Origin of the sequence: Pedobacter sp. W3I1 (genome assembly GCF_030816015.1) — a bacterium.
In the GTDB taxonomy this organism is placed as follows: Bacteria; Bacteroidota; Bacteroidia; order Sphingobacteriales; family Sphingobacteriaceae; genus Pedobacter.
The window spans coordinates 442,238-460,427 of record NZ_JAUSXN010000001.1 but is presented as its reverse complement, the minus strand read 5'-3'; the positions used below and the strand labels follow the sequence as shown (position 1 = coordinate 460,427).

9 protein-coding genes are annotated in these 18,190 nt (G+C 38.9%); 1 reads left to right on the top strand and 8 read right to left on the bottom strand.

The features are described from left to right. Positions 1 to 6 precede the first annotated feature (6 nt). The 5 genes from QF042_RS01985 to QF042_RS01965 all read right to left on the bottom strand — a co-directional run bounded on the left by QF042_RS01985 (position 7) and on the right by QF042_RS01965 (position 11,537). Entirely contained in the window at positions 7 to 3,276 is a 3,270-nt protein-coding gene (locus QF042_RS01985) for a SusC/RagA family TonB-linked outer membrane protein (RefSeq protein ID WP_307524822.1), read from the bottom strand. A 355-nt stretch (positions 3,277 to 3,631) separates the two neighbouring features. Beyond that, a complete protein-coding gene (locus tag QF042_RS01980) occupies positions 3,632 to 4,120 on the bottom strand; it encodes a lipid-binding protein (protein WP_307524820.1) in 489 nt (162 codons plus the stop codon). Positions 4,121 to 4,144: 24 nt separating this feature from the next. Next, positions 4,145 to 5,641, bottom strand: coding sequence for a SusD/RagB family nutrient-binding outer membrane lipoprotein (locus QF042_RS01975; RefSeq protein ID WP_307524818.1), 1,497 nt, complete (start codon positions 5,639 to 5,641; stop codon positions 4,145 to 4,147). A 12-nt stretch (positions 5,642 to 5,653) separates the two neighbouring features. Then, entirely contained in the window at positions 5,654 to 8,866 is a 3,213-nt protein-coding gene (locus QF042_RS01970) for a SusC/RagA family TonB-linked outer membrane protein (protein WP_307524816.1), read from the bottom strand. A 175-nt stretch (positions 8,867 to 9,041) separates the two neighbouring features. Next, the gene (locus tag QF042_RS01965; protein ID WP_307524814.1) at positions 9,042 to 11,537 is read right to left on the bottom strand and encodes a M14 metallopeptidase family protein; all 2,496 of its coding nucleotides are present in this window, start codon (positions 11,535 to 11,537) and stop codon (positions 9,042 to 9,044) included. An 84-nt stretch (positions 11,538 to 11,621) separates the two neighbouring features. On the opposite strand from QF042_RS01965, the gene murF reads away from it, so the two are divergent. Continuing rightward, positions 11,622 to 12,923, top strand: a complete 1,302-nt coding sequence (murF, locus tag QF042_RS01960) for a UDP-N-acetylmuramoyl-tripeptide--D-alanyl-D-alanine ligase (RefSeq protein ID WP_307524811.1) — start codon at positions 11,622 to 11,624, stop codon at positions 12,921 to 12,923. 280 nt (positions 12,924 to 13,203) lie between these two features. Here murF and QF042_RS01955 read toward each other — a convergent pair whose 3' ends face one another. From QF042_RS01955 to QF042_RS01945, 3 genes are all read right to left on the bottom strand, one after another. Further along, entirely contained in the window at positions 13,204 to 16,062 is a 2,859-nt protein-coding gene (locus tag QF042_RS01955) for a TonB-dependent receptor (protein WP_307524809.1), read from the bottom strand. Positions 16,063 to 16,227: 165 nt separating this feature from the next. Continuing rightward, positions 16,228 to 16,719, bottom strand: coding sequence for a gliding motility lipoprotein GldH (locus QF042_RS01950; protein ID WP_307524806.1), 492 nt, complete (start codon positions 16,717 to 16,719; stop codon positions 16,228 to 16,230). Beyond that, a complete protein-coding gene (locus QF042_RS01945; protein WP_307524804.1) occupies positions 16,688 to 18,190 on the bottom strand; it encodes a regulatory iron-sulfur-containing complex subunit RicT in 1,503 nt (500 codons plus the stop codon). The genes QF042_RS01950 and QF042_RS01945 overlap by 32 nt, the downstream gene beginning before the upstream one ends.

Sequence of the window (18,190 nt, the reverse complement as noted above, 5' to 3'; positions counted from 1 at the left end):
TTAATATTAAAGCTTAACTCTTAAACCAGCAGAAACGGTAGACAAAGGCGAATATCTGTACGTATCACTACCTCCGGTTTCGGTACTGTTTGCAGGTTCTGCAGTCATTGGATTTAATCCTGCACGGGCTGTACCTAAATAAAGATTATCTCCCGAAACCCATAAACTTAAACCTGCCAAACCTAATTTGTCGGTTATTTTTTTAGTGAACGTATACCCTAAACGTACATTATTAAGCGAGAAATAATCAGCTTTTGTAATAAAACGTGATGATGCAGAGCTTACGTTTGCATCCTGATTGTTCGAAATTCTTGGAACAATTCCATCACCTGGCTGACTTGGAGACTGCCATCTGTTCAAAATATCTTTGTGCCAGTTGTTATTTGCAATTAATCCATTACCCATCAAACCTGCATATGCACCGTCGTAAACATAGCCACCTAAACTGTACAGCATCTGAATGCTTAAATCAAAACCTTTGTAACCCGTACTTAAATTAATTGCACCTCTTACATCAGGAATGGCAGAACGCCCATCATATTGCTGAGTAGCATTTTGATAAGTTTTTGTAGTGGTTTTCTTTAATTGACCTTCTTTGTCTGGATTCGCAGCTAAATATGACCCTAATGAACCAATGTATTCGCCTGCTTGATTTTCTAATAAACCGCCGTCAGGAACACCGTTATTATTTGCATCCAAATAATAAGCTTCCCAGGTAGATTTACCATCAGCAGCGTCTACGCCAGTATATTTGCGAACATAGAAATCGTAAATAGAATGACCAACAGACCATGCATAGTTTCCTTGAACATCAATTGGCTTTGCCAAACCTGTTGATGGATCAATTGGCATGGCTGTCATTTTATTAGAGAAGATTTCACCATTAATTCCTAAATCAAGATAAAAATCCTTCTTTTTAAAGATGTGACCTGTAAAATCAAACTCAACCCCTTGGTTTCTTAATGAACCACCGTTTACTTTAACAATAGCATATCCGCTAGATGGACCAATTCTTCTGTCAAAAATTAGATCATCAGTATTTTTTAAGTAATAATCAACAGATCCTGTTAGATAAGTACCTAAGTTAAACTCAATACCCGTTTGAAACATTTTAGAAGTTTCCCAGGTTAAATCCGGGTTACCCACTAAATCAATGGAAAGTCCCGGTTGATCATTTACGTTATCAATATTAAACGTATTGTATCCTGGATAATATCCAACGCCACCCTGATCGCCGATTAAACCATAACTGGCCTTCAACTTTAATGAACTGAAGATATTTTGAGACTTCATGAATTCCTCGCTTGAAACTAACCATCCGGCACCTACAGATCCGAAAGTTCCCCATCTGTTAGTTTTGAATCTAGACGAGCCGTCTCTTCTCAAACTTCCTGATAAAAAATATTTCTTCTGATAATCGTAGTTGATTTGTCCAAAATAACTTTCCAGTTTATATTGCTCACTGTATGAGTTGCTTGGGTTTGTTACTGTACCGTTATTTAAATCTTCAGAATCATTTAGAATCAAATTGTATCTTGAAGCTTGTAAAGTTTTCAGTTTCCAATCTGTTACCTCATGCGCTGCTAAGGCTTCGAAACTATTTTCTCCAAAAGTTTTCTTATATCTTAATAAGTTTAAAAGATTATAAGACATTAAGCTTGTATTTTCTAAATAGATAGCACCGCCCTGAGAAGCTGCAGATCCATAATATTTGTTATTTCTGGTTACGCTCTCATTGTTATAGTATTGTAAGCCAAAAGTATTTTCGAAAGTTAAACCGGGAATAATTTTAGCTGTTAGAGATACATTTCCATTTAACTCATTTCTGTCATCTCTGTCTGTGTTATATTGAGTATCAGCGATTGCATTAGTTAATGAACCAAATCTTCTACCCGCATTTCCATAATCGTATTGATTTCCACCAAAAATTGGATCTTGAACAAATGCACCTTTAGCATCTCTTAAGAACAAAGGATAAATTGGGGGAATGTTATCTACAAACCAGAAAACGCTACCTGAATCAGAGGTTTGACCACCAAAGTTTCTTTTTGAATTGGTGTAGCCTAAATTCATGCCACCAACTAACCATGGCTTAACTTCATGCGTTAAGTTTAATCTGGCATTTAAACGCTTGTAATTAGATTTAATGGAATAACCAATATCATCCAAATAACCTAACGAAGTAAAATAACTTGTTTTATCTGAGCTACCACCAATTCTTACATTTGCCTCGGTACGTGCCGAATTTTGAAATGCATAATCTTCCCAGTTTTCAGGATCAAATTTTCTGGTTACACCAGATCTTACTTGTCTAGTAGCTGGATCAATCAAATTAGCACCTGTAGAGTTCCAAATGTTAGATGCAGCTGGTAGGCCACCACCGGTTGGGCCGAAAATTCTATTGTTGGCATATGTTATCGCCGCAGCATCATTTAATGGAGTGGCTAAACCTCTGCCTTGGTTATATAGACCTTCCCAAGCTAAACCAATAAATTCTTCTGGAGATTTGATTACATCATAACGTGGCAATAATGCCATGTTCGTTCCAAAATTTACATCTCCTTCAATGAATGAACTTTTACCTTTTCCTGATCTGGTTGTGATTAAAATTACACCGTTTGAACCACGCGATCCATAAATAGCAGTTGCAGCAGCATCTTTTAACACAGTTGTCGACTCGATATCGTTGATATTAACAGAATTTAAACTTCCGTAAAATGGAACACCATCAACAACATATAAAGGATCGCGATTTCCTGATACTGAACCAATACCTCTAATACGAACTTTTGCTTCGGTACCTGGTTGTCCACTTTGTGTAATTACACGAACACCAGAAACCTCTCCTGCTAATGCCTGAGATAGATTTGAAACTCTTTTATTTCCCAATTGTTCTGCACTAATTGTTTTTGCCGAACCTGTAAAAGCTTGTTTTGTTGTTGTGCCATAGCCCACTACAACTACATCAGTTAACGTTGTCGCATCTGCTGTTAGCACAACATTGATTACATTACCTGAAGAAATAATTTGCTCTTTAGTTACGTACCCAACGTAACTGAATTCTAATGTGTTAGATCCGGAAGGGACATTTACAGAATATTTACCATTTGAGTCTGTTACGGTGCCAGCTGAAGCACCTTTAACCTTTACAGTTACACCAGGAATTGGTAATTTGTCATCCTGTGAAGTAACTGTACCAGTAATTGTTCTGTCTTGTGCCATCGCTGATAAAGCAATAAACAAAAGTACGAACAAACTTTGTAGAAGTTTTTTCATGAAATTTAAGTTAGATAATGATATAATTATTTGAAGCACTAAATATAATGGAGATAACTAACATTTTAACAAAATTTAACAAACCCACCCCGCATAATGACTTTGTTTTGACAATATGCCTGTCTGATTAAAAAGGCGGTTGGGGAGATTTTCCACAAAAAGAAATGCTTAAACCATATTTTACCTCGATATAGGTAAAAATTAGCGTTCATGAGCTAAAAAATAGCATTGTATAAAATAAAAAACTGTGCCAAACTGTTTTTTTTAAAATCTTACTAACAGCGCTTACTACAAACAAAAAGAGATCTCTGTGTGGGAGATCTCTTTTTTAACAACGAGTTTTATAATAACCTATTTAAGGAAGGTCTTCCAAAAATCCGGTTTTATGATAACCGCCTACTTTATATACTGCTCCATCAACATTTAACTCAAAATAAATCGAATCTGTTGGGCTTTTAGAAACAGGACCTTTTGTACCATTTGGAATAATCTTTCCGTTCGCTATGGAAAAACTTGCTGGCCTCCCGGCAGCTGTAGATACATTAGCAATGTTTGTGGCAGAGAAAAGCTTATTTGGATAATCTACCCCTGTTTTTCCTTTAATGGCTAGAACTGTTGCTCCAGATTTTAATCCCGTACCCTGCACCCACATCACATTAGGTGTGTTTTCTGAAGTATTAAAGGTTAACAAGGTAGAATAAGCACCTGCCTCATTTACTTTAACGTACCAGTCGCCAGCCATATCCTGAACTGCAGTACCTCCCGGTTCGGGATCTTTTTTACAAGCACTTATCGCAACTGTAATAAGTGCAATAAAAATGAATATTATATTAATCTTTTTCATGATATCAATTTATTGTTAAAACAATTATTTAGCCCACCAAACCTTAGTATAAATAGGAACCTGTGCAGGTGTATTGGAATTTCGGCTTCTCTCAAAATCAGGATACACAAATCTCCTTGGAAAATTGCCTGCACCTGTTACGCCATTTGGGGTATAAACCAATTGACCTGGGGTATAGCCTGCTTCTGTTGAATAGAGTGTGGTGGTTTTAGGATATCCTGTTCTGTTTTGCTCAAAGAAAGCCTCTAAAGCATGTGAACCAAATAAGGATGCCCATTTCTGAACGATAATCGCTTCCAGATTTTCTTTTTCATCAGCTGATCCCGGATATTTATATGTTGTCGATAGTAAAGTAGTTCCATCTAAACCAAGTTTACTAAATGCTGTTTCAACCCCATCGCTATAAAGCACTTCGGCTCCGGCACCACCAAAATAGCGCAAACGTGCTTCTGCCTGCATGAAATAAGCTTCATCCAGAGAGATAAGCGGGACTGCGTCTGTTGCATTAACGACTACATTAACGGCATTGTTATATTCTGGATGAGCTGAACCACCAAGATAATCCCCTTGATTAATCGAAGGAACAGGGTTAGGTTTTCCATAATATACTTCAGCGCGTGGATCTTGATTCTGATTTAACCAAGAAGTAAATGTACTACTGGCCTTTAAGTTATCAGGGGTATTTAACCTTCTGAAATTATACTCGTAAAAAGGGTTGCTTTTATTTGGTACATCTACAAATATATCAACTTTCGCATCTTCATCGAGAAATTTAGCCCCATCCTGGTAAAGCTTTAATATGCCGGCTTGTGCTTCAGCAGGTTTAGCATTAACCATCCTTAAATACATTTTCAGTTTTAAGGTATTTGCAAACTTTTCCCAGCTTGCCATAACAGCTGCTGATGTACCTTTTTTACCAAATACAAAATCAGTTTTGATTTGAGCTGCCGTAAGTGGATTCGTTTTATAATCTTTGGCTAAAGCAGCATCAATTTCAGCAATTAGTGAGGTATAAATGGTATAACCGTCATCAAATTTTGGCTGAAGGTTTGCACCAGCTTTAAGTGCTTCTGAATAGGGTACTTTATCAAATAAATCAACTAAAACCTGATAAGTATAGGCTTTCATAACTGTATTCATCAAATTGTATCTCCAATCCTGTGCCGCCACTGATTTGGTAATACCCAACTGATAATCGGTTAAAGCGCCTGAAAACAATTCAGCATATGGCCCGTTAATAAAGTTTGATGTAGCTTGTACATCATAAGAATCGACAGTACGGAATTGACTTGAATTATTATTTTGGGTCCAATATTGCGCCCATATACCTCCAATAATTGAAAGGTCTCCACCTGTTCTGGAAACAGTTGAAATGACTGCAGAGGGAAACAAAGTCTCAACCGTAGCAGATTCAACAGGGGGGTTGTTCGGACTTTGGTTAATGTCGAGCTTCTTACAACTCGCAACAATCAACAAAGTCGAAAAAGCTAAAACTTGCGTTTTTCTAATTATATTTTTCATACTTAGATGCGATTAAAAGGTTAAGTTTAAAGAGAGACCAACATTACGAACAGATGGCCCTGTTCTGAATTCTCCAAACTCACTGGTTAAATCATTACCAAAGTTAGAAACCTCTGGATCGATAGTCCGGTTTTCTTTTGGCAACCAGGTAATCAGGTTACGGCCATAAACGGTTATGGTAGCCCTATCTGCCCTAATTTTTTGAGCTATCGATTTTGGTAATGAATAAGATAAAGTAATATCCCTTACTTTTAAGAAGGTTTTATCTAAAATTCTATTTTGATACGCAACCGCTTTACCATTATTGGTATAATATAATGCATTTACGTTTCCTTCAGAAATAGGGGTTGTATTTTCTACATAACTTACTCCACCACCAGGGTTATTAACCTGTACAACTGAATTAGGAATAATAAAGGTTCTTCTGTCATTGTATAAGGTTTTGATGTCATTACCCACAAAGTTTAGCAAATCTGCTGTTCCTGAATAAAACACACCGCCTTTACGATAATCCAAAGTAAAACCTAAGGTAAATTCTTTAAATTTAAAAGAGTTGGTTAAACCCATAATGAAGTCACGTTGCGAAGTTCCATAACTTCCGTTATTGTCTGCAAGCAATGGAAATCCATTACTACCTACAACAATTCTTCCTTGTGGATCGTATTTTGCAACAGGAGCTTCTAAAACGCCCAATGGCTGGCCAACCCTTGCCACAAACTGAGCATCATACGCCGTGTTCAATACCAATTTATCCAATCCATCAGGAAGTTCCAATACCAGGTTACGGTTTCTCGTAAAGGTATAGCCAATATCCCAGGTAAAGTTTTCGTTTTTAACTGGTGTACCTGTTAATGCAATCTCCACACCGCGGTTACGGATCTTACCAAAATTTACAATCCTAGAGGTCACACCTGATGATGGTGCAGTGACAACCGGAATAATCTGATCTTTAGTTACACGGTTATAATAAGAAACATCCAGACCTAAACGGTTGTTGAAGAATCTGATCTCTCCACCAAACTCTGTTTCAGTACTGATTTCAGGTTTAAGATCCGGGTTATTTAAGATGTCAGAAACGGAGTAACCCGGAACACCGGCAATAGGGAAGATGATATTACCAAAGCCCAATGCAGCACTTGTTCTGGATAAAGTATTGAAAATACGGTATGGATCTGTATCACTACCTGTTTGACCTACTGCAGCTCTAACTTTCAAAAAGCTAATTTTAGCACTAGATAAATCCAATGCATCTGAAAGAACTACAGCTAAGTTAGCGCCTGGATAAAAGAAGCTTCTGTTATCCGCCGGAAGTGTAGAGCTCCAATCATTTCTGGCATTTAATGTTAAGAAGGCATAATTTTTATAGCCCAATGTTGCAGAAGCATATGCGCCGAACAATCTTCTTTCGTTCTCTGCACTTGTACTGGTTGGATCGTTTGCACTATTGTTAATCTGGTAAAACCCTGGGATAGCTAAATTTTCTACACCAGTATATACTGAACGGTACCCTCTGTCATTATAGTTAACACCGATTAGGCCATTGATATCGAAATCTGTTCCGAACTTTTTGGTAAAAAGGGCATTTAATTTCGAATCGTATTCAAAATATCTTTCCGATCCTTCAATTACATTACCCACACTTTCTTGTCTGGTGTAACCCTCATCGTTTCCGCCACCGGCCCAGCTGCCAATAGCTGGATTGTTTTTGGCATTCCAAAACTTACTGGCATTATTTGTTAAATCTGCTCCTTGTTGGAATTGGAACGATAACCATTCTGTTGCTTTATATTTTAAATCTACGTTTCCATAAAAGCGGTCGCTTTTGAAACGGGAACCATTCTCGTAAACGGAGTAATATGGATTTTGAGAGAAAGGAGAAAAATAATTATCTACATTGTAGAATTTATTATTGTAATCTTTAAAGTTGGTAAATGGATAATCTACCGGAATCTGTAATAAATCTTCATAAAATGATGATCCGATGCCAGATACGGCTTGCCCTGTTTGAACTGCTCTTGTATTTTTACCTACGTAATTGGCCGAAGCAGCTACAGTAAGCCCTTTGTATTTAGTTGATCCGCTAAGCGATAAATTATTACGCTTATACGTATCATTTGCCCCGGGAAGAATACCGTTGCTATAGATATTACCATAAGAAAGGTGGAAAGTTGAGGTTTCGTTACCACCGCTAAGCGCTAAACTGTTATTAAATTCCTGGCCGGTATCAAATGCATCACGGAAGTTATCCTTAACGGCTACAAAAGGTTTTGTTTCCTGATCGCCATTAACGATTGGCCCCCAAGGCCTCGTCATACCATCTAACTTCGGACCCCAGCTTCCGTTTTCCGCTAGCCAGTTCTCTTTACTCCAGCCTTGACCATATTGATCCTGGATACTTGGAACAATAGCAACATTGGTAAAAGAAGCTGATGAACTCAGATCAATTTTCAAAGCTCCAGCTTTACCCTTTTTAGTGGTGATTAAGATTACACCGTTTGATGCCCTGGAACCATACAAAGAACTCGCTGCAGCTCCTTTAAGGATACTGATGGTTTCGATATCATTTGGATTGATATCATTGGCACCATTTCCAAAATCGTAGTTCTCAGAGATATCTCCAACTGTACCTGGTGCAGAAGTTCCGCCTGGCCTTGAGTTATTGATTGGAACCCCATCAATCACATAAAGCGGCTGGTTGTTTCCGCCAACCGAAGAAAAACCCCTTAAAATTACCTTGCTAGATCCACCCGGAGAACCTGAAGTAGTAGAGATATCAACCCCCGCTACTTTACCTTGTAAGCCTGCAACTGCATTAGTTGGTGCTCCTCGGTTAATTTCATCGGTTCCTACTTGTGTAGAAGAGTAACCTAAGGTTTTCTTTTCTCTGGAAACACCTAATGCAGTAACCACTACTTCTCCAAGTTGTTTGGAATCTGATAATAAAGCTGCATTAATGACAGTTTGAGAGCCGATCTCCCGTGTTTGAGTTGTAAAACCAATAGATGAAAATTCTAATGATTTTGCTGTAGATGGAACTTTTAATGTGTACTTTCCACTAGGATCAGTTGATGTTCCTAATGTTGTTCCTAGTACTTTGATGCTGACACCAGGAATCGGCAATTTGTCATCTTGTGCCGTAACCGTCCCGGTGATTGTTCGTTCCTGTGCCATTGCGGAAATTGCGCACAGCATCAGCATGAACAAACTCTGTAGAAGTTTTTTCATTGTTTTAAATAGGTTAGTTAATGTGCTCCAAATTTAGGCTTTGCCATTACTCAAGCCAAGAAATTTTTAACATTTTTTAACAAAACCTATTTATCGCAAGCATATCTCATTAATAATCATAAAGATACAATTGTATTATTTTAGTTGTTATAATTAGTAATTTTGATTAAGAATCCTAATACTTGCAAAAAATTATATTCCCAAATAAGGTTTTTCCTCCCTCCCAGAAGTTTCTAAACAGGGGGTCGTTAGCCAAATAAACTACCTGGCCATGGCCGAAATCTTGTACACCGATTAAAAGTCCGGTTTTAAGCTCTTCCCTTGCTTTTTTGCCAACAACACCAGCCATTAAGCTTTTCTCGTTAATTAAACCCACGTTCCAGCCTTTAACAAGAGGCTCGTAAATTTTACGGTCTGTTTTTAAACTGTAATAGCTTTTACCCAAGCCATAAGAAAAGGGGTGGCTGGCATCAAGATTGATCCGGTAAATTGCACCGGGTATGGTGGTTTCAAAATCGTCTCTGTCTTTATCCTTGAAAAGAAGTTTGTTTGCCGCTGGCTTTTCATCTTTTTTCATAACAGCTTCCTTCTTTTTAATATCAAATCCTTTTTTCTCGAATACACTTTCGATGGCATCTTCCATTAAAATTAATCTTCCTCCTTTATTTAGCCATGCGGTTAAACCATCACCTATAAAAGCGCTATAACTTCCATCGGGCAAAATCAAGGTGTTTACCTTATTAATATCCAGGTTATTCAGGTCTTTAGCATTAATAATGCTTGGAGATAGATTCAGATCATGTTCAAGAAAAAACCAGGCTTCGCCAAAAGCGAGAGAAGAAACCTCCATACCGGATACAATGGCAATTTTAGGTTGTTTTAACAATGGATAAACGTTAGAGCCAAAGTCTTTCCCCTTTTCTACAAAACCACTGCTAATGGCCTGGATTGGCCTGTTTAAGATTTTTGTGATTGATGTAACCTTCTCTTTCATGCCTTTTATCAGTCTTTCGTTTTCCGCCCTCAACACAATTAGGGTTCCGGCAGGATAGTCTTTACCATTCACAGCAAATGGCTGATCGGCCTGTCTAACTTTTATATTTTCTTTTTGCAGCGCCGTTAATACCTGAACATCTTCGCTTGTTCCCCAGCTAAACAACCAGGCAAGAGGCTTCTCCAACTCATTATCGATTATTTTGGGCTCTTCAATTGCCGAATATTTCCCTTTAATACTTTCTTTACTGGCATAACCCTTTAATCCGTACACATAGGGTAGGGCCCATGCTGTAATATCATAAGTATTAGAATCGGTTACAAGGGTTTGAGGTTCTAATAAAACGTTGGCCAAAACTGCCCGCGGCTGCTGGATATTAACAATCAAATCGTTGCGGGCAATGCTAAAATTTTCTTCCTTTTGGGTATCATAGTCATAACCTCTTCCCGTTTTATCGCCACCAAAAGCAAATTCGATTTTATTTTTGGTCAACAGTTCAGCTAATTTTTTTAAGCGTGACAAATTAGTCGCTTTTATAATATAACTTTTATAAATACCAAGGCTATTGGTTAATTCCTGCTGGAAATATTTTTTATACTCTTCTAATAATTTCTGATGGTTTAAGGAAGTGACTTCAAGGGTCGACATTCCTGTTGTAAAGTGATGCGCGATACGGTCTTTTAAGGTTAAGGTATCACCATCGTTGGTTACCACTGATAATCCAGCCCTGATTCCGCCCTGCTCATAGGTCATGCCGATTGACCCATTATATAAGGGATAAGTATCGCCATAAGAGGGATACAGCAAATCAAAACGTTCTTTGGTGAAGTATTGCCAACCTTCTGCATCAAAATACCTGGCATTGTTTTTACCTACAATCACCTGAAAACTTCTTTGCCAGGGCGTAATGTCCTGGTGAACTGGCTCCGCCGCCGGTGCAAAATAGTAAGGCTCATTATAACTTTGCTCATGAAAATCGACATGTACCTGCGGCATCCATTGGTTGTATAGCGCCAATCGTTGCTGACTTTCAATCTGGGTTTGCCAGGCCCAATCGCGGTTTAAATCGAAATAGTAATGATTTGGCCTACCACCTGGCCATGGCTCTATGTGTTCTCTAGATAATGGATCAGCATTGGGTGTTTTACCTACCACGCTATTAAAATAATTTACATAACGGTCTCTTCCATCGGGATTTAAACAAGGGTCAATCACTACAACGGTATTTTTTAACCAATCTGTTGCAGGTTTATTATTGCCTGAAACTAAGGTATATAACATCTTCATTGAAGTTTCAGTCGAATTTGCTTCATTACCATGTACATTATAACTTAACCAAAGTATAGCAGGTTGATTTGTTAAATCAACACTATTATTCGTACCCGTTGCCAAAACCAGATTGTTGTTCCTAATCTGCTCGAGTTTGGTTATGTTTTCTGCTGAGGAAACAATTGCCACCATTAACGGTCTGCCTTCATGCGTTTTGCCATATTCTACAAGCTTCATATTTTTAGGAGAAGCCGTAGCAGTTTGCCTAAAATAATCGGCTACTTTATGATGGGGAGTAAAGTGCGAGCCTAACTCGTAGCCCAAAAAATCATCGGGAGATTTTAGCTGTGCTTGCACAAACAGAACAGAACTAAGGGAGATTAGGCAGAACGTTAAGAGTCTTTTCATAGAGAAATAATTTTACCTAATGTACTAATTTTGTTTTTTGTTGATGCGAAAGCTTAATTTTACATCATATTTTTTACCATAGGCATGATTACAACCGAAAGATTATACGATTACTACCTAGAAAACCCTGTTATTTCTACCGATACAAGAAATATTACTCCCGGTTGTATCTTTTTTGCGCTTAAAGGAGATCTTTTTAATGCCAACGAATTTGCCGCTCAGGCGATTGAAAAGGGCGCAGCTTATGCAGTTATTGATGAAGAAAAATACGCAATAAACAGTCAGTGCCTGTTAGTAGAAAATGTATTAAACACTTTGCAGGATCTGGCGCGCCATCACCGTAAACAACTTAGCATTCCCGTTATTGGCTTAACAGGCAGTAATGGTAAAACAACCAGTAAAGAATTGATAAATGCTGTTCTGGCTGAGCGATATAAAACCTTTGCCACCTTTGGCAATTTAAATAACCACATTGGCGTTCCTTTATCAATCTTATCCATTACTGATGATGTGCAGATTGCGGTAATTGAAATGGGGGCAAACCACCAAAAGGAAATAGAGTTGCTTTGCACCATTGCCCAGCCCACACATGGCATTATTACCAATGTTGGCATGGCACATTTAGATGGGTTCGGTGGGTTTGAAGGTGTAAAAAAGGGTAAAGCAGAACTTTATGCCTATTTAAGAGAAACCCATGGCTATACTTTTATCAATAGAGACAATCCTTACTTAATAGAAATGAGTACTGCCGCAGGTTTAAATAAACTCATTTATTATGGAACAGAAAATGGTAATACCATTAAAGGCGCATTAAAAAGCAGCGATCCTTTTATTGAGGTGGATTGGACAAACCATGAAGTTTCATCATCGGTAAAAACCAATTTAACAGGAAGCTATAATTTCGAAAATATTCTTGCAGCCATCTGTATTGGCGATTTCTTTGATATGAACCCTGAAGAAATCAATGCTGGCTTATCGAACTACCAGCCCAGGAACAACCGTTCGCAACTCACCAAAACAGAAAAAAATACGGTCATCTGCGATTTTTATAATGCCAATCCAAGTAGTATGACGGCAGCATTGAAGAATATTGCCGTGCTATCGGCCGATAAAAAAACCGCTATTTTGGGCGACATGTTCGAATTAGGACCAGAATCTCACGGCCAGCATCAACTCATTGCCAAACAAGCCAGCGAAAGTGGTTTAAGCCAGATCATTTTTATTGGAAAAGATTTTTATGCCTTTAGAGATACGATTAAAGGGGTGTTTTTCGAAACGCCAACAGCGGCAGCCCAATATTTACAAGAAAACCCTGTTCAAAATCATTTAGTCTTGTTAAAAGGATCGAGAGGAATGAAGCTGGAAAGTTTGCTGCAATACTTGTAGTTTCAATCTTTTAGAACAATGCTAACAGTTTAAAAATAGATGCTGTCAGTCTGAGCCTGTCGAAGACATCTTGATAATTGAAAAAAAACCATTTTTCCTTTGACGGGCCACCATTGACAGACTCCATAGAACGGTCGTCATTTCGACTGAAGCGCAGCGAATGGAGAAATCTTTAAACTATGTTAAGATTTCTCCACTGCGGTCGAAATGACGATTCTAGAGACCTTTCATCACAACTCCTTTACTCTTCTTCTTTGAGAATGACGATATATCGATATTCTTAAAAAGTACAGGCAATTTTACCATAAACATAGCGCCCGTTAAAACCGAACTGACTTACTGCCCTGGGATATAAAAATCTGCCGTTGGAAGTATTGTCTAATCCACCTGAATAGTTGGTACTGGCATCTCCGCTTAAGTTATTTGCATTATTACGTGGATCGATGTATAATTTATCTGGATAAACATCAAAAATATTGTTCGCGCCAACCGTTACCGACCAGGTTTTATTTGCTGTATAACTAACCGAAAAATCGGTTACCCATTTCGGGGCAAAAGTTTGATCCAACTGTGTTGGCAAACCATTGGCAGGAATGTTCGGGTCGATGGCATTTAAATAAGTAACCTCACCAAACCTAACTGTTCTGGCCACGAACGACAATTTATTCACATTATAAGTTGCAGTGATATTCAGCTTGTTTTTTGGCACAGAGCTTTCGAAACGGGAGCGCTCTAAGCGATCGAATAATTTCGCTTTCAATGTTGGATCGCTTTCAATTTTATCAGATCCCCGGATGCTTCTCACCACGGTTTTATTTACATTCCCGGCAACGCTTAAAATTAAGCTACTTTTAGCACCCAAGTTGAACCGATTGGTTAAAACCACATCGATCCCTGCAGTATTGGTGGTAATGGCATTGGTAAAAAATTGTACACTGTTAATTTGTGCGGAAGGATCTACCGTATTCAAAATCTGGTTCACCACACCTGTTGGCACTAAAACGCCACCAGAACGTTCGCGGGCATATTGACTGGAGAAAACAATCCGGTCGCTGATATCAATGTTATAAGCATCGATGGTGAAGGTAAAGGTTTTGGCAACCTTACCCGCTAAACCCAAACTGCCTGATTTAGAAATTTCAGGTTTTAATGCCCCTACACCAAATTGGGCAACAATAGGATTTGCATTATTTACTGTTAAAACCTGCGTTGCATTTGTGCCCACAAATTGTGTACTCTCATTATTAAAATATTGTTGGTGTAAAGATGGCGCCCTGAAGCCTGTGGCATAAGCTCCACGTAAGGAAACATCACCAAAAAGTTTAATCTTACCTGTAAATTTATAAGAAAAGTTCGATCCGAAATCGCTGTAGTTTTCATACCGGCCAGCAGCTTCTAAAGTCACCCTTGGGCCAAATTCAGCTTCTAAATCAGCATAAGCGCCAAGGTTATGCCTCGATTTATCCAAAGCATTGCTCGGTTTAAATCCTGGGAATACCTGTGCGCCAGAGGCAGTGGGAGATGTTCCGATCAATCTTCCACCGTTTGAATAGGATAACAACTCGCCCTCTTTAATCTGATAATTGTCTACCCTAAACTCTGCACCGAATGCAGTGTTCAATGAAGTTAGAAAACCACCGTCAAAAGTATGTTTTTTGCTTAAATCAAGATTACTTGTGTTTTGTCTGAACAGCAATTCGCCAGCATAAAACGAAGTAGGACTTGTCCCGGTAGGTAAAGAGGCATTTACGGTGTTATTGATATTAAATGCAATGGTATTCTCTCCACTGGTATTGCTCAGATCATAATCCCATGTCCCTATTTTACCTCTTAATCCTGCAGAAAATGAATAATCATTGATTTTGGTATCGATGAAAGGCAAAAATCCGTTAGGATAGATGGATAAATCAATCTGTGTAGTTTGTGTGGGCAGGCGATAAAACCCCGCTGCACTTCCGGTTTTATGGGTAAAACCAGCGGCATAATACAATTGGGTGGTTTTACCAAAATTAAACTGTCCGTTTAAGAAACCACCTCCATTTTTAGAATCGGAATTACCCACACGCATGTTGTTTCTATTCAAGCCGTTCGCGGCTGCTCTGGCATCATCTGCAGCCTTTAAGCTTGCAAAACGGGCCTGAAAAGCAGCTTCTGTTTCTGTTGACCCTTTAGTTGGGCTTGCAGCATATAATAATGGGCGGGTATCTAAGCCCCCTCTGTTGGTATAACCCCTTTGGAGGTACTGTGCAGCAAAATTGATAAAACCCTTTTCATTTTTAAATGCCCAGCCCTTGCTAAAATCAACCTGAAAGGTTCTGCCATCGCTAAAATCGCGACCTAAGGCACTGGATGAGGATTGCCCGAAAGAAGTAGAGAAACTATAGGGTGTTACTTTTTTTAATACAATATTGATTACACCAGCAATGGCATCCGACCCGTATTGTGCTGCAGCACCGTCACGTAAAACTTCGATCCTTTCTATTGCCGAAACCGGAATAGAGTTTAAATCCGTACCAACAGAACCCCGTCCAAATGTACCGTTAATGTTTACCAGGGCTGTGGTATGCCTGCGTTTTCCGTTTACCAGAACCAAAACCTGATCGGGCCCTAAACCACGTAAAGAAGCAGGATCGATGTGATCGGTTCCATCAGAAACAGTTTGCCGGTTAGAGCTAAAAGATGGCGCCACAAAGTTTAAAATCTGAGTTAAATCCGTTTGGGCAAATACCTTAACATCTTTAGTTGAAATCAGATCGACGGGAACAACACTCTCTATATTGGTTCTCGGTGTTGATCTTGATCCAATGACAACTACGTCACTCAACAGTTCTTTTGCATCCTGTAATGCAAAATCCATTGTTTTTACGGTATTGTCAATATCCACAGCTACTTCGGCTGTTTGATAGCCTGTAAATGAAATGCGGATTTTATAAGCCCCGGCAGCCGGAAATTTTAAAGCGTAAAGTCCATTGCCATCAGAAGATGTTCCAACTTTTGAGCCAAGTACCTGAACGGTAGCACCTGGAATAGCCAGACCGGCAGAATCAGTAACCTTACCCTTTAAGCCTTGCGCAAATAGCTGGGTAGAAATTAAAAGGAAGAGAATGGACAGCGAGTTTTTGAGTAATATTTTTATCATAGTTCATAGGTTTATAAACAATAATAACAATTTTATTACAAAGTTTTATGTAGCAGCGAACAATTACAAAATAAAATTCTGAAAAACACTTGTTTTAGCAAACAATCCGTATAATTCTTGAAGAAAAATAGATAAAATTTGAAAAGAGGATAAGTGAACCTGCTATTATTGAACTAAATCGACCAGAACACCAACATCACTTACTTCCAATAGCGGGTTATCGCGCATATTCTGCTCAATTTCGATTTCAAACTTACCATTTCTTGGAAAACGATAATTGGTTAGCAGGGGTAAGGTATAACTAAACACGTTTCCGGAGCCGCTGCCCAGCCATTCGCCATCATTTTTGGCCAGTTTATATTGATAACGCTTGGTTACCATCTTTTTACCATCCTTAAAATGGGCCAGAATAAATATATTGGCGTATTTATAATCTGCAGTATGCCGAAGCTTGAAGTAAATATTATAAGCTTTGGCATTGTCTTTAATTTCAAATGTTGTCGAAATATGGTTGCGGTAGGTCCATCGGCGATCGGCAATCTCTACATTGCTATCGATTACGCTGGCCGTACAGCCCACAAATAGTGTAACCATTAATAAAAAGCCAAGCAAAATTATTTGCTTTTTATTCAGCAGCAGGTTTATTGTCTGAGCCATTATTGTTGTTTCGGCGGTTATTATTTTTCCTACGGTTATTTCTATTCTTGTTTTTACTCTGTTCTGGTTTAATACCCTCTCCCGCTACATTTCCTTCGGCTTTTACTACAGGTTTTTGTGCTTGCGGCGGCTGTTGTTTTGGCTTATTGCTTTGAGGTTTTGGTCCATTAACATGCTGTGGTTTAGGTACCGCTTGTTGCTGTGGTTTTCCAACTTGCTGATCCTTTTGGTCACCTTGTTGAGCCTGCTGTTGCTTATTATTAGGCGCAGCATTCTTCTCTCCGGCAGGCGCTCTTTCTCTTCTATTTTGGCTATTGCTGCGGTTATTTTTCTGATTACTGTTTTTGTTCTGGTTGTTTTTACCCCGCGAACGTTCATCCAAACGGGTTAAACTATCCTGACCAACTACATTTTCATAATCGAAAGATTTTTCTATCACTACAGGGGCAGCAATCAGCACCGCTTCTTCTTTTAAATTAGGTGCTTTTTTACCGGCCTTGTTCATGGCCATGATTTCTTTTACCCGGACAGCTTTAACCGGAATCCAGTTTTCATCGCCCTGGTAACTAAACCACATGATTTTTTTGAAAATATCTGTTTTTTGATGACGGGCATAACCCGCTTCGGTATCGAGGTTTTCAATCCTATCGGGAATATCCTTTAAAGCATCTAAATAAGTATCTAGTTCATAGTTTAAACAACATTTTAGTTTACCACATTGGCCGGCAAGCTTTAATGTATTTAAAGATAAATTTTGATATCGCGCCGCAGCTGTAGAAACCGTTTTAAAATTGGTTAACCAGGTAGAACAGCATAACTCTCTACCGCAGGAGCCAATTCCACCTAAACGGCCGGCTTCCTGGCGCATCCCAATCTGCCGCATTTCGATCCTGATGCGGAAACTTTCTGCCATTTTTTTAATCAGCTCGCGGAAATCGACACGTCCATCGGCAGTATAAAAGAAGGTCGCTTTGGTTTTATCGGCCTGGTAATCTACATCGCTGATTTTCATCTGTAAACGGAGATCTAAGGCCAGCTTACGGGCTTTGTGCATGGTTTCCCATTCCATTCCTTTGGCGGCATTCCATTTCTCCACATCAGCCTCTGTAGCCTTACGGTATATTTTTTTGGTTACCTGATCGAGCGCAGTTTTACGGCGTTTCATCTGGATCCGCACCAATTCGCCGGTAAGCGAAACGTGCCCTACATCAAAGCCCCCGGTTGGTCCTTCAACGGCAACAAGCTCTCCAATTTCGAGGTAAATGTTGTCGTTATTAAGGAAAAACTCTTTACGTGAGCCTTTAAACTTGATCTCTGTAACCTGAAAAGGTTTATAATTAGAAGGCATATCCAAATTAGACAGCCAATCGTGAACTTCCATTGTTTGGCAACCACCGGTGCCGCATGAGCCATTACTTTTGCATCCATTAGGGGTGCAACCACCACCTGTTGAACAACTTCCACATCCCAT

Excerpts from the sequence above, each read along its gene's own strand:
- QF042_RS01985 (WP_307524822.1), bottom strand. The coding sequence starts at position 3,276 with ATGAAAAAACTTCTACAAAGTTTGTTCGTACTTTTGTTTATTGCTTTA.
- QF042_RS01980 (WP_307524820.1), bottom strand. The coding sequence starts at position 4,120 with ATGAAAAAGATTAATATAATATTCATTTTTATTGCACTTATTACAGTT.
- QF042_RS01975 (WP_307524818.1), bottom strand. The coding sequence starts at position 5,641 with ATGAAAAATATAATTAGAAAAACGCAAGTTTTAGCTTTTTCGACTTTG.
- QF042_RS01970 (WP_307524816.1), bottom strand. The coding sequence starts at position 8,866 with ATGAAAAAACTTCTACAGAGTTTGTTCATGCTGATGCTGTGCGCAATT.
- QF042_RS01965 (WP_307524814.1), bottom strand. The coding sequence starts at position 11,537 with ATGAAAAGACTCTTAACGTTCTGCCTAATCTCCCTTAGTTCTGTTCTG.
- murF (WP_307524811.1), top strand. The coding sequence starts at position 11,622 with ATGATTACAACCGAAAGATTATACGATTACTACCTAGAAAACCCTGTT.
- QF042_RS01955 (WP_307524809.1), bottom strand. The coding sequence starts at position 16,062 with ATGATAAAAATATTACTCAAAAACTCGCTGTCCATTCTCTTCCTTTTA.
- QF042_RS01950 (WP_307524806.1), bottom strand. The coding sequence starts at position 16,719 with ATGGCTCAGACAATAAACCTGCTGCTGAATAAAAAGCAAATAATTTTG.
- QF042_RS01945 (WP_307524804.1), bottom strand. The coding sequence starts at position 18,190 with ATGGGATGTGGAAGTTGTTCAACAGGTGGTGGTTGCACCCCTAATGGA.